8 protein-coding genes and 1 tRNA gene are annotated in these 13,571 nt (G+C 62.9%); 4 read left to right on the top strand and 5 right to left on the bottom strand.

Translation table 11 applies throughout. From position 1 onward, the window contains the following. Window positions 1-58: 58 nt before the first annotated feature. The 3 genes from EPN80_RS17485 to pcaF are packed head-to-tail and all read right to left on the bottom strand — an operon-like array spanning window position 59 to window position 2,672. A complete protein-coding gene (locus tag EPN80_RS17485; RefSeq protein ID WP_293030228.1) occupies window positions 59-697 on the bottom strand; it encodes a 3-oxoacid CoA-transferase subunit B in 639 nt (212 codons plus the stop codon). A 28-nt stretch (window positions 698-725) separates the two neighbouring features. Next, window positions 726-1,409 (bottom strand): 3-oxoacid CoA-transferase subunit A, encoded by a 684-nt coding sequence (locus EPN80_RS17490; protein WP_293030231.1) that lies wholly within the window; start codon window positions 1,407-1,409, stop codon window positions 726-728. A gap of 60 nt (window positions 1,410-1,469) precedes the next feature. Further along, a complete protein-coding gene (gene pcaF / locus EPN80_RS17495) occupies window positions 1,470-2,672 on the bottom strand; it encodes a 3-oxoadipyl-CoA thiolase (RefSeq protein WP_293030234.1) in 1,203 nt (400 codons plus the stop codon). A 184-nt stretch (window positions 2,673-2,856) separates the two neighbouring features. Between pcaF and EPN80_RS17500 the strand changes: the two genes are divergently transcribed. Next, complete coding sequence (locus EPN80_RS17500; RefSeq protein WP_293030236.1) at window positions 2,857-3,639, top strand: IclR family transcriptional regulator; 783 nt, start codon at window positions 2,857-2,859, stop codon at window positions 3,637-3,639. Between the two features lie 428 nt (window positions 3,640-4,067). Here EPN80_RS17500 and EPN80_RS17505 read toward each other — a convergent pair whose 3' ends face one another. Beyond that, on the bottom strand, window positions 4,068-5,753 hold the full coding sequence (locus EPN80_RS17505; RefSeq protein ID WP_293030239.1) for an AMP-binding protein: 1,686 nt from the start codon (window positions 5,751-5,753) through the stop codon (window positions 4,068-4,070). A gap of 170 nt (window positions 5,754-5,923) precedes the next feature. Here EPN80_RS17505 and EPN80_RS17510 point away from each other — a divergent pair. The 3 genes from EPN80_RS17510 to EPN80_RS17520 all read left to right on the top strand — a co-directional run bounded on the left by EPN80_RS17510 (window position 5,924) and on the right by EPN80_RS17520 (window position 12,197). Continuing rightward, window positions 5,924-6,000 (top strand) — tRNA-Pro (locus EPN80_RS17510). Window positions 6,001-6,246: 246 nt separating this feature from the next. Then, window positions 6,247-8,529 (top strand): PAS domain S-box protein, encoded by a 2,283-nt coding sequence (locus EPN80_RS17515; RefSeq protein ID WP_293030242.1) that lies wholly within the window; start codon window positions 6,247-6,249, stop codon window positions 8,527-8,529. Between the two features lie 17 nt (window positions 8,530-8,546). Further along, on the top strand, window positions 8,547-12,197 hold the full coding sequence (locus tag EPN80_RS17520; protein ID WP_293030244.1) for an EAL domain-containing protein: 3,651 nt from the start codon (window positions 8,547-8,549) through the stop codon (window positions 12,195-12,197). Window positions 12,198-12,331: 134 nt separating this feature from the next. On the opposite strand, the gene EPN80_RS17525 is transcribed toward EPN80_RS17520, so the two are convergent. Next, on the bottom strand, window positions 12,332-13,567 hold the full coding sequence (locus tag EPN80_RS17525) for a GGDEF domain-containing protein (protein WP_293030247.1): 1,236 nt from the start codon (window positions 13,565-13,567) through the stop codon (window positions 12,332-12,334). Between the last annotated feature and the right edge of the window lie 4 nt (window positions 13,568-13,571).

Raw genomic sequence — 13,571 nt, forward strand, 5'->3', positions numbered from 1 at the left:
GAAGGTCGCGATTTTACCACCGGGCTACCCCAGGCGCAGGGCGCAACGGGATGCGCCGTCAGTCGAACAGCAGCGGCAAGCCGACCCGCTGCGCCAGTTCGGCTGCGGCAAGGCCGCTGAAATTGTCGATCACATGCACGCCGTCGGGTTTCAGATCGAACACCGCCAGATCGGTATACACGCGCGAGACGCAACCGATGCCCGTGAGCGGATACGTGCACTGCTCGACCAGCTTGCTGCGGCCTTCCCTGGTCAGCAGATCCATCATCACGAAGACGTGCCTGGCGCCAATGGCCAGATCCATCGCGCCGCCCACCGCCGGAATCGCGTCGGGCGCGCCGGTATGCCAATTGGCCAGATCGCCGCGACGCGACACCTGGAAGGCGCCCAGCACGCAGATATCGAGGTGCCCGCCACGCATCATCGCGAACGAATCGGCGTGGTGGAAATAGGCGCCGCCTGGCAACAGCGTCACCGGCTGCTTGCCGGCATTGATCAGATCGTCGTCTTCCTCGCCCGGGCCCGGCGCGGGCCCCATGCCCAGCACGCCGTTCTCGCTGTGCAGCAGGATTTCGCGGTCTTTGGGCAAATGGTTGGCCACCAGTGTCGGCAAGCCGATACCGAGATTGACGTAAGCGCCTTCCGGAATGTCCCGGGCGACACGGGCGGCGACCTGATCACGATTGAGTCTGTTCATGGGAATTCCCTGGTCGGGTCGGCCAATATCAAGCGGCCATTGCGGCGGGCGAGCCGACCCGCACCACGCGCTGCACGAAAATGCCCGGCGTGACGATCGCTTCCGGATCGAGCTCGCCCAGCGCGACAACCTGGCGCACCGACGCGACGGTGGTCCTGGCGGCCGCAGCCATGATCGGGCCGAAATTGCGCGCGGTCTTGCGGTACACCAGGTTGCCCCAGCGGTCGGCGCGCTCGGCCTTGATCAGCGCGAAATCGGCATGGATCGGATACTCCAGCACGTAATCGCGCCCGTTGATATGACGGGTTTCCTTGCCTTCGGCGAGCGCCGTGCCAAAGCCGGTCGGCGTGAAGAAAGCGCCGATGCCGGCGCCGGCCGCACGAATGCGCTCGGCCAGATTGCCTTGCGGCACCAGCTCCAGCTCGATGTCGCCGGCGCGATAGAGCGCATCGAACACCTGCGAATCGGCCTGGCGCGGAAAAGAGCAAATGATCTTGCGCACGCGCCGCGCCTGCAGCAGCGCCGCCAGCCCGGTCGTGCCATTGCCGGCGTTATTGTTGACGATGGTGAGCTCTTTGGCCCCTTGCGCCAGCAGCGCGTCGATCAGCTCGACCGGTTGGCCGGCCGTACCGAAGCCGCCGATCATGACGGTCGCGCCATCGTGCACCCCCGCCAGCGCCTCGGCGAGGTTTTCAACTATCTTGGAAATCATGCCGTCATCCGCCTCATGCAAAGAGACCCGCCGCGCTTATCGCGCGGCGGGTCTCGCAACTCAAACGCGTTCGATCACCATCGCAATGCCCTGCCCCACGCCAATGCACATCGTGCACAGCGCCAGGCGGCCACCGGTGCGGTGCAACTGGTACATGGCCGTGGTCACCAGCCGCGCGCCGCTCATGCCCAGCGGGTGGCCCAGCGCGATCGCGCCGCCGTTCGGGTTCACGCGAGGGTCGTCGTCGGGCAGCCCGAGCGCGCGCAGCACCGCCAGTCCCTGGGCCGCAAACGCCTCGTTCAATTCGATCACATCGATCTGATCGAGACTCAGCCCCAGGCGCTGCAACAGCTTTTGCGACGCGGGTGCCGGGCCCATGCCCATGATGCGCGGTGCCACGCCGGCGGTGGCCACGCCCAGCACGCGTGCCTTGGGGCTCAGGCCCAGCCGCGCCGCGGTGGCCTCGTTAGCCAGCAACAGTGCTGCGGCGCCGTCGTTCACGCCGGAGGCATTGCCGGCCGTCACCGTGCCGGTGGGCGAGACCACGCCGCGCAGCTTGGCCAACGCCTCGAGCGTGGTTGCGCGCGGGTGCTCGTCGCGTGCGACCCGCAGCGGCTCGCCCTTCTTCTGGGCAATGCTCACGGGCGTGATTTCTTCGTCCAGCACGCCGTTGGCCTGCGCCCTGGCGGCCTTTTCCTGGCTGCGCAGCGCGAACAGGTCTTGATCGGCGCGGCTAATGTTGAACTCGGTGGCCACGTTCTCGGCGGTCTCGGGCATCGAGTCCACGCCGTATTGCGCCTTCATCAGCGGATTGACGAAACGCCAGCCGATGGTGGTATCGAAAATTTCCGCCTGACGGGCAAACGGCGTGGCCGCCTTGCCCAACACGAATGGCGCGCGGCTCATGCTCTCGACGCCGCCGGCCAGCATCAGCCCCGCCTCGCCGGACTTGATCGCCCGGGCAGCCACGCCCAGCGCATCCATGCCGGAACCGCACAACCGGTTGATGGTGGCGCCCGGCACGCTCTCGGGCAGGCCGGCAAGCAACAGCGACATGCGCGCCACGTTGCGATTGTCTTCGCCGGCCTGGTTGGCGCAGCCGTAAATCACGTCGTCGATAGCGCTCCAGTCGAGCCCCGGATGCCGGGCCATAAGCGCCTTGAGCGGCACCGCGCCCAGATCGTCGGCGCGCACCGACGACAGGCTGCCGCCGTAACGGCCGATGGGTGTCCGAATGGCATCACAAATGAAAGCGTCGATCATTACGTCTCCTGACTCAAAGGGATTTTTACAAAGGGATGGTATTCGTCGAGGCAATATGTTCTAATTACGAACATAAGTTCTATTAGCGAATATTCGCAAAGCAGCGCCTGCTTGTCAAGTTGAACCGCGTGGTGCGATATGCGAGGATTCGCGCTGATTTGCTTCTTGCCGGAACCCCACACCCATGACCGAAGGCAACCACCCTGCGCCGAGCGACAGTTACGTCCAGTCGTTTGCGCGCGGGCTTTCCGTGATTCAGGCGTTCGGCGCCGAGCGCCCGCAAATGACGCTCTCCGAAGTCGCCGCGCACACCGGCCTGACGCGCGCCGGCGCGCGTCGCATCCTGCTCACGCTTGAGCAACTCGGCTACGTGCGCAGCGAGGAGCGCAAGTTCTTCCTTACGCCCAAAATCCTCGATCTCGGCTACGCGTATCTTTCCGCCACCCCGCTGTGGGACTTGGCGACGCCTTTCATGGAAGAAGTGGCCAACGCCACGCACGAGTCGTGTTCGATCTCGGTGCTCGACGGCCTGGAAATCGTCTACATCCTGCGCATTGCCACGCACAAGATCATGACCGTCAACCTGTCGGTCGGCAGCCGTCTGCCGGCTTGGGTGACGTCGATGGGGCGGGTGATGCTGGGCGGTCTCGCGCCGGCTGCGCGAGACGATATCCTCGCGCGCAGCACGATCGTCGCGCATACGCCTCACACGCTGACCGATCCGGCCGAAATCCGCAAAGCGATCACGACCGCGCAGGCCCAGGGCTATGCGTTCGTGGCCGAGGAACTGGAAGCCGGACTGCAATCGATCGCAGTGCCGATTTTCGATCGCAACCGGCGCATCATCGCCGCCATGAACGTCAGCGGACACGCCAGCCGCAACAGCCGCGAGCAAATGCTGAAAGAATTTCTGCCGTGCCTGAAGCAGGCGGCCGAGCGCCTGAGCGCGACGTTGCAGCGCCGCTAGGCGGCCGGGCGTCCCGCGCCGACGCCGCCGCGGGACGGGAGACCGAGAATCCGGTGTTGGCAGTAACGCACGAAGTAGCGGCGGGCGTCGATCTCCTGGCAGCGCCGACGTCCGGCCACGATAACCGCCGAGCGCGGTGCGGGGGTACCCATTCGGCATACCAATGCGCCGGACCGAATGATGCAGGCCGGATAAACCGCCGAGTCGGATCTTCGAGCGCTCACCTTCATCTCCTGTCTCCCATCCTGCACAGAGCAAGTCACGTGCCCGGCCGGCCAAGTCATTGATTTATCGAGCCTTCGAAAAAACGAAGCGGCGCGCGAGCGGCGCCTCCGGCGCAAACTGTTTCACGCCTGATACACGCTGCCGGCTCAACCGGAGCAACACGGCGCCGAGTCGCCGAGTATGGCGTCCGCGCGGTTGGCGCGTTACTTCAGCTCGGGGAAATCCTCCTCCCAGAACTCCTGCGGCCGGCGGCCGGCATCGCCCCGATTGTCTTCCGCGCGACGCAGCTCCACACGGCGAATCTTGCCGGAGATGGTCTTGGGCAGTTCGCAGAATTCCAGCCGGCGAATGCGCTTGTAAGGCGCCAGCTGGGCTCGCGAGAATTTAAGGATATCGAGCGCCAGTTCCCGGCTCGGCGTAAAGCCCGCGCGCAGCGCGACATACGCCTTGGGCACCGACAGGCGCAGCGGATCGGGGCTGGGCACCACGCCGGTCTCGGCAACCGCCGGATGCTTGATCAGTTCGCTCTCCAGCTCGAACGGACTGATGCGGTAGTCCGACGCCTTGAACACGTCATCCGCGCGGCCCACGTAGGTGAAGTAACCGCTGTCGTCGCACATCGCCACGTCGCCCGTGTGATAGTGTCCATCGCGCATCACTTCGCGATTCTTGCCCTCGTCGCCCTCGTAGCCCAGCATCAGCCCGGTCGGGCGCTGCGCCAGCGACAGCGCGATCTCTCCCTCCTGCGCCGGATGGCCGTCGTGATCGAGCAGCGCCACGCGATAACCCGGCATCGGCCGCCCCATCGATCCGGGCTTGATCGGCTGCCCCGGCGAATTGCCGATCTGGCAGCAGGTTTCGGTTTGCCCGTAACCGTCTCGAATCGTGATGTTCCACGCCCGGCGCACCTGCTCGATCACCTCCGGGTTGAGCGGCTCGCCGGCGCCAACCAGCTCGCGCAGCTTGACCGGATAGCTCGCCAGATCCTCCTGGATCAGCATGCGCCACACGGTGGGCGGCGCACACAGGGTGGTCACCTCGCAGCGGCAAATCGTGTCGAGCACCGCCTTCGCATTGAAGCGCGCAAAGTTGTAAATAAAGATCGTCGCCCCGGCGATCCATGGCGCGAAGAAGCAGCTCCAGGCGTGCTTGGCCCAGCCTGGCGAGCTGATATTCCAATGCACGTCGCCCGGCTGCAGGCCGATAAAGTACATCGTCGTCAAATGCCCGACCGGATAGCTCTGGTGGCTATGCAATACCAGTTTCGGCTTGGACGTCGTGCCCGAGGTGAAATACAGCAGCAGCGGATCGTCTGCCATCGTCTTGCCGCTCGGCTCGAACGCCTCGCTCGCCTCATACGCATCGGCAAAGCGCAGCCAGCCGGGCACGTCGCCACCCACGCACAGCCGCGTCAAGCCGGACGGCAATTGGTCGAACTTGGATGTTTCGGCGGCCGTCGTCACGATATGCTTGACGCGCCCGCGCGTGAGGCGGTCGGCCAGATCCTCGGGCGTGAGCAGCGTCGTGGCCGGAATCATCACTGCGCCCAGCTTGATGCAGGCCAGCATCAGATCCCATAGCTCGACCTGATTAGGAATCATGATCAACACGCGGTCGCCGCGCGCCACTCCCTGCTGCCGCAGGAAATTCGCCACGCGATTCGAGCGCGCCGACATCTCGGCATACGTGAGCCTGCGCTCGCTACCGTCCTCCTCCACCACCCACAGCGCCAGCGTATCGTTGCTGCGCGCCTGCACATCGAAAAAATCCAGCGCCCAGTTGAATTCCTTCAGCACCGGCCAGCGAAAATCCCGATACGCCACGTCATACTGCTCGCGATGCGCCTGCAGAAAATCCCTTGCCTGCAAAAACGTCTGCGTCAATGCCACGATCGTCTCCCGTTCGTTTGTTCCCGCTTGATCGCTACATTATGCGGAGCCCCCCGAGCGACCGTCATCCGGGATAACCAGCACCGCAGGGCGTTGCCCGGCATGCGCCAATAAATTATTGGCAAGACCCGTGTCTCTTGCGCAGAAGCTCTGCTATAATCTTGCGTTCTCGGGGCGTAGCGCAGCCTGGTAGCGTACCTGCATGGGGTGCAGGTGGTCGGAGGTTCAAATCCTCTCGCCCCGACCAGACAAAAAATCCACACACCGCAAGGCTGTGTGGGTTTTTTCATGGGCGCTTGAAATTGGGCCGGATTACCAGGATGGATCTAGGGTTTTCACCAATTTTGTGCATTCCGACCGCTGTCGTTAATCTAGCAGTAAGCTACCAATAAGCATGACTGCGTCTTAGCAACCCTGAACAAAGCGGTGTACGAACGGTTCGTCATCAAGCCTTGAAGTTGTCTCGTTTCATTCCGTGAACAAAAAGGCGCCTATGTCGAACACAGAATCAGAGCGGTTGGCGATATTGACCGATCTTGGGGTACTGGATACCCCCGCTTCGCTGGATCTGGACCGGATCACCCGGGTCGCCTGCGAGGTATTCGACGTACCGATTTCCCTGGTGTCGCTCATCGACTGCGATCGTCAGTGGTTCAAGTCTCGCGTCGGCCTGAGCGTTGCCGAGACAGCGCGGGATATCTCCTTTTGCACTCACGCGGTGGATGCCAACGAGACACTCGTGGTGCCGGACGCCCTGGCCGACCCCCGCTTCAGAAATAATCCTCTGGTGACGCACGAACCTGGCATCCGCTTCTATGCAGGCAGGCCCTTGCGATCGCTCGGTGGATTCCCGCTGGGCACGCTATGCGTGATAGATCGCAAAAGCCGGCCTTTTTCCGCCCACCAGCGTCAGCTGCTCGATGACCTGGCCACCATGGCCGAGCAGTATTTCCACGCGCTGGAATCCCAGCGCCGTCTCGAACGTGCGCGCCAGTCGCACCAGCGCACGGCCATGGTGTACGAGCGAATCGTCGAGCAGGCGTCCGTGGGCATCGCGCTCGTGGCAGCCGATGGCACATGGCTGGAGGTCAATGGGCGATTTGCCGGGATGTTGGGTTATTCGATCGGACAGATGCACGGCATGCGATTCCAGCAGATGACCCTGCCGGACGATCTCGCGCGCAGCGTCGCGGCATTCCAGCAGCTGCTCAGCGGCCGCACGCCCTCCTACTCGCTGGAAAAGCGCTATGTGCGCTCCGATGGAAAAGCGCTGTGGGTCCAGGTAGCCGTGTCTCGCCTGACCGATCCCGAGGATGAACATCCGCGCGCGATTATGGTGGCCACCGATATCGCATCGCGCAAGCAGGCCGAGCTGGACCTTGCCAACTTGCATGCCGAACTCGAATCGCGCGTCATCGAGCGGACCACCCAGTTGAACAACGCCGTCTCTACCCTCGAGCGCGAGGCCGGGCAGCGGCGTGTGGCCGAGCTGCAAGTCAAGGAGGAGCGCGAGCGCTTTCACGCCACTCTGGAAAACGCAACCGATGCCTTTATCGAAGTCGACGAAGCCGGCCGGATCCAGATGTGGAACCGGTCAGCCGAGCAGACGTTCGGGTGGTCCAAGCAGGAGGCCATCGGCCAGGACGCGGCATCGCTCATCCTTCCGCCGGCGCAACGCCCGGCGCATCATGCTGCCTTCACCCATGCGCTTGCCGCGCACACCCGGCGGCTGATGGGCAAGCGGCTGGAGCTGACCGCCCAACGCAAGACCGGCGAGCAGTTTCCGGTCGAGATGACGCTCAGCGTCACGTCGCTGGGCAATCGCACGTTGGTCAATGCCTTTATACACGACATCTCGCAACGCAAACTCGACGAAAAGCGTATTCGCCAGGCCGCCCTGCGGCTCAAGACGATCACGGACAATCTTCCCGCGCTGGTCGGCTACGTGGACAACCAGCAAATCTATCGATTTCATAACCGGCAGCACGAGATTTTTTTTGCCGATACATCACTGCAAATTGATGACCGGCACGTGAGACAGATATTCGGCGAATACCTGTACGCGATTGCCGAGCCCTACCTCCAGCGCGCACTCGCCGGAGAAGAAGTGTCGTTCGAATTTCAGACCAGCGCCAAGCGCGGGTCGCGATGGTTCCATATTCATCTTGTGCCGGAACGGGGAGAAGAGCGCGATGGCAAGGAAGGCCAGGAAATATCCGGCGCTTATGTGCTTGCCACCGACATCACAGACCGCAAGCATCGGGAACATGGCCTGCAGCACGCGGCAACCCATGACTATCTGACCGGTTTGCCCAACAGGCGCTCATTCGTGCAGCAGCTTGACGAGGCAATGGCTCGTGCACGGACCAAAGATTTGAAATTCGCGCTGATGTATATCGACCTCGATGATTTCAAAAGCGTCAATGACCGCTTCGGCCATGACGTCGGGGACGCGCTGCTGCGCCGGTTCTCAACAATCGCGCACAGCGCGTTCCGCGCGGATGACTTCATCGCGCGCCTGGCCGGCGACGAGTTCGTCGCCATCGTCGAAGGACTGTCGGCGACCGGCGACGATCTCAAAGTCATTTGCGACAGGCTGCAGGCCATGCTATGCGTCGAGCAGGAAATCGGCGGGCACGTGATGCGCATATCAGCCAGTATCGGCGCGGCGGTCACCGACGGTAACACCGACAGAAAAACACTGCTTCGCATGGCCGACCAAGCCATGTACCAGGCCAAGCAGCAAGGCAAGGGCCGCGTGGTCATATCGCGCTGAACGGGGAGCGCCGTCAGATGAAATACGTACCGATCAAAAGCCTCTATGTGCGCATGTTTTTCGCCATCTGCGCCGCAGCGATCCCATTGCTGGCCGGCAGCGTCTATTACATCTATCGCCAGACCGAGCTGCTGCAGGCCAACGCGCGATCCGAAGCCCGCCAGTATCTCGATGTCGCGGCCGAGTATGCAGCCGCGGAGATAAGAGGCACGGGTGAAACGCTTTCGGCGATTGCCGCAACCCCGATCATTCAGGGGCATCATTGGCAACGCTGCGATCGCTATTTCTCCGACGTGGTGCAGCGGCGCCCCGATCGCTATTCGAATATCGGCGTCATCGACCTCCACGGTAACGTGCTGTGCAGTGGCGTGACGCCCCCAGGAGATGCTTTTCGCAGTCTTGCCGATCGCCCCTACTTTCGGCTGGCGCTGAAGAACCGCGGGCTGGTCGTCGGGGACTACCAGCGCGGCAGGCTCACCGAAATACCGTCAATCGTCGTGGCCAGAGCCATCTATGACGCCGACGGCCAAAAATCTGCCGTGCTGTTCGCCGCATTACGCCTGACCGCCCTCGAACACGTGAGTCAGGATGCGAACTTTCGCGAGGCGCATTTAGCGATACTGGATCGAGGCGGCAGAATACTCACCGCATCCGATTCGATACTCGGACACCCGGGCGACAGGATCGTCGACCCGCTCATGCGACGCTTCATTTCGACACAGCATCGCGATGTCGAGGCAATCGACCAGACCGGGGTTCCGTATCACCTGATCGGATCCGCTTATGCAGGGCCATCCAATGATCCATCGTCGATCGTCGTGCTTTACGCGTCGCGTGGCTCGGAGATGCTGGCGAACCTGCGCCACGGCCTGTGGGGCGGGGCGGTGTTCGCGCTGCTGCTGATCCTGCTCTCGGTAAGCGCCGGCTGGGCGGGGACCAACGCGCTCATCGGACGAAACATCCGCCGCATCGCCGAAGCTGCGACACGGCTGCGCGAGCGCCGGTTCGAGTCGCGAGTGGCCGACGACGTGTCGGGCCGGGAATTCAAGCTGATCGCCGTGCAGCTCGACGAAATGGCCAAGGAGCTTGCGCAGCGAGAGCAACAGTGGCAAAGCTCGGTCCAGCGGCAGGCCATGCAAGTCGAGCTGCTCAGGCGTATCGCCCAGAACGACCCGCTCGACGCGATTCTGGCATCCATATGCGAATTTGCCGAACAGCAAATTCCGGACGCACGCGCCTGTTTGCTGATCGTCGACGAACAAGGGTATGTCACGGACTGTATTGCCCCCCAACTGCCCGACTCGTTTCGCAGGATGTTCATAGGGCAACAGGCGAAGTCCGGCGCTGGTTCCTGTGGAACCGCTATTACCGAACGCCGTGCGATCATCTCCGACGACATCGCAAGCGACGATCTCTGGGTCGATTACCGCGGTCTGGCAATGGAGTACGGTCTGCATGCCTGCTGGTCTTATCCGATCATCTCTGCCGGCAATCGCGTATTCGGGTCATTTGCGCTGTATTTCAAGACACCGAAGAAACCCGGCGCCGGTGAATTTTCCATCAGCCAGATGGGCGCGGAGCTCGCCGCGGTGGCCATCGACCGCCACACGACCGGCGAGGCCTTGTCACAGTCCGAAGCGGAGTACCGGTCGCTATTCGAGAGCAACCCGTATCCGATGTGGGTGTCCGACACCGCGACCGGGAAATTCCTGGCTGTCAACACAACCGCGGTCGGGCACTACGGATTTTCCAAGGACGAGCTTCTGGGCATGAGAGAGGCCGATCTGGAACTGGCGCATCCAGCAGACAGCCGAGTGCGTGATGCATCGCCCCGCTCGCGGCTTCACCGCAACGCCAACGGTGACGTGCTGGAAGTCGAGACAACGTACTTCCCGTTGCGCTTCCAGGGGCGCGAGGCCTCGCTCGCGCTCGTTTCCGACGTCACTTATCGCAGCTCGCTGACCAAAACGATCAGTGATCAGAACGCGCTGTTCTCGCTGCTGATGAACTCCACCGTCGAGGCCATCTACGGCGTGGACAAAAACGGCTGTTGCACCTTCGCAAACGCTGCATGCGAGCGCCTGTTGGGTTACGCGGCCAGTGAATTGGTGGGCCGCTCGATGCACAGGCTGATCCATCACAGTCGAGAAGTCGGCCAACCCTACCCGCTGTCGAGTTGCCGGATCCACAACAGAATTGACTCGAACGCTCATATTCATCTCGACGATGAGGTTTTCTGGCGCAAGGACGGCCGGCCGCTACCTGTCGAGTATTGGGCCTATCCCATTGTCCGGGCAGGAACGGTGACAGGCTCGATTGTCACCTTCATCGACACCACCGAGCGTCGGCGCCAGCAGGACGAACTGCGCCGCCGCGCCACCTTCGATGGACTCACCGGGCTGCTCAATCGGGCGAGCTTCGTCGCCGTGCTGGCCTCACGCCTCGAGAGGGCAGCCTCGGAGCAACGAAGCCTGATCGTGGCGCTGCTCGATCTTGATGGATTCAAAGAGGTCAACGATCACCTCGGGCACTCGGCGGGCGATCAGCTGCTGGGCGAAATCGCCGCGCGGCTTGCCGCCACGCTCGGCGCCACGGCAGAAATCGGGCGTATTGGCGGCGACGAATTTGTGTTCGTGATGGACGGGGCCGACGAGCAGACGGTCATCGGTTACATCAAGGCTGTGCTTGAATCGGTGCGACAGCCATTCTCGATCTCTGGCCTGGACATTCAGATCAGCGGCAGCGTTGGCGCGGCAACATTCCCAGGCGCCGGATCGGACGTCGACACGCTCCTGCGCAGTGCCGACGCGGCAATGTACGCGGCCAAGCGGGAAGGCTGCGGCGTCAGCCTGACGGACCGCATCGACGCCGGCAGCTCGCGGCCGTTCCTGATGAGCGAGTTGCGACGCGCAATGCAAGATGAGCAGTTTCTCCTGCATTTTCAGCCCAAAGTCTCTCTCCAGGGCAGGCGGCGCATCGGCTTCGAGGCCTTGCTGCGCTGGAAGCATCCAGCGCTCGGACTGGTCGGGCCCTGTGAATACATGCCCATGCTCGAGTTGAGCGATCTGATCCATCCATTGACGGAGTGGGTGATCGAATCGGCGGTGACGCAGTTCGTTGGTCTGGCCAGGCAATGCCCCCACGCATTCGTTTCCGTCAATGTGTCCATGCGCAACCTGCTCGATCTCGGCTTTTCCGCCAAAGTGCGCCGTCTGCTCGACCGTCACGACTTCCCCGCGCATCAACTCAAGCTCGAAGTCACGGAGAGTACCCTGATGTCGGATCCGGAGCGAACCAAAAAAGCCCTCGATGAACTTCACGCCCAGGGGGTTCGCATCGCCATCGATGATTTCGGAACCGGCTACTCATCGCTGTCGTACCTGCAGAAACTGCCTGTCGACGACCTGAAGATCGATCGATCCTTTGTCATGGATATGTCAGACAGCGAAGCCTCCAAAACCATCGTGCGATCGATCATCTCGCTCGCGCACAGCCTTGGGATCACCGTGACCGCCGAGGGCATCGAAACCGAGGAAACGCTGGCGCTCCTGCGCGGCGCCGGGTGTGATTTCGCACAAGGGTACTTCATTGGGCGGCCCATGCCATTCGATGCCCTGCTTGACTGGATTGATGACAGCGATTGGTGTGCGAACATGCGCGCCAAATGAGCTGCCCGGGATTTCGCTCGTGTTTGCCCCGTGCGAGTCCTGATTCGACGGAACGCCGCCGCTGACAAACGTCGCGCCGATGATCGTTCGACAGCAGTCGTTCGAGCCACCTACCGCCGCCGCGCGGGGCCACCTCACGCCGACAGCGCCCGCTCGTGATCGTGCCCCGGCGCGGCGATGCGCACCCGGTTGCGGCCGGCATGCTTGGCCGCATAGAGCGCAACGTCGGCCGCGCCGATCAGTGCTTGCGGCGTGCCCGCGCCGTCGCGCAAGGCGACGCCGACGCTGATCGTCACGCTCACCGGTTTGCGTTCCACGACAAATTGCAGATGCTGTACCGCATCGCGCAGCCTTTCCGCGGTCTGCGCGGCATCATCCATCGTCGCTTGCGGCAGCAGCACGGCGAATTCCTCGCCGCCGAAGCGGGCGAGCAGATCGGCGCTGCGCAAGTGCGCCGCCAAGCGCTTCGCGACGTGACACAGACACGTGTCGCCGGCAAGATGCCCATAGCGATCATTGAACGCCTTGAACCGGTCGATATCGATCAGCAGCAGCGCGCCGGCCACCCCGGGCGCGGCCACCAGTTCAGCCAGTGCCTCGTCCAGGCGACGCCGGTTGGCAACGCCGGTCAGGGCATCGGTGTAGGAAAGATCGGTGAGCGTGGCATTTTGCGCCTCGAGCGCCTCGCTGCGCAGGCGGTCGAGCAGCCGGTGCAAATAGATCCGGCGCGACGCGCGCTCATACGCATGGGCGCCGACCAGCGACGGCAGCAACAGCGTCATCATGAAGCCGATCAGGAATACGTCGTCGCCCGAGCTGATTTCCGGGCGGCTGACCAGGACCAGCGCAAAGACGCCGAGATTCACGACGAAAAAACCCAACGTCTGGGCAAAGCGCAATCGCACGAAAACCAGCACGAAGCTCGCCGGCGGGATCGCCATCAGAAAATCGCGCAGGGTGGCCGGGGTCGGCTTGGCCGTGATGACCAGCATCGCCGCCGCGCTGCACAGCAGGCAGCACACCAGCAGCGCGTTCTCGCGCGTGGCAACGGTGTTTCTGCTCCCCAATCCGAAGCGCAGGATGAGCAGGACGGCCGAGCAGGCGCCGCCCAATTGAATCGCAACGTTTTTCCAGTCGGGATTCGGAATGACGGTCAGGTTCAGCAATATGCCCAGGCAGAAATAGCTGGTAACGCCCCACCAGACAATGGTGCGGATCTCCCGCAACCGCTCGGCGCCGATGTCTTCCCGGTAGCGCCTTTCGAGCGCATCGGGAAACGCCAGCCGAAAACCGGACCGGCCGAGCTCCGACTCGGCCAGCCCATCCAGGCGCGGCGCCTGTCCCCGTTGAGTCGCACCGGAGTGCTTCATTCGA

The sequence above is a fragment of the Pandoraea sp. genome, from assembly GCF_004297875.1.
In the GTDB taxonomy this organism is placed as follows: domain Bacteria; phylum Pseudomonadota; class Gammaproteobacteria; order Burkholderiales; family Burkholderiaceae; genus Pandoraea.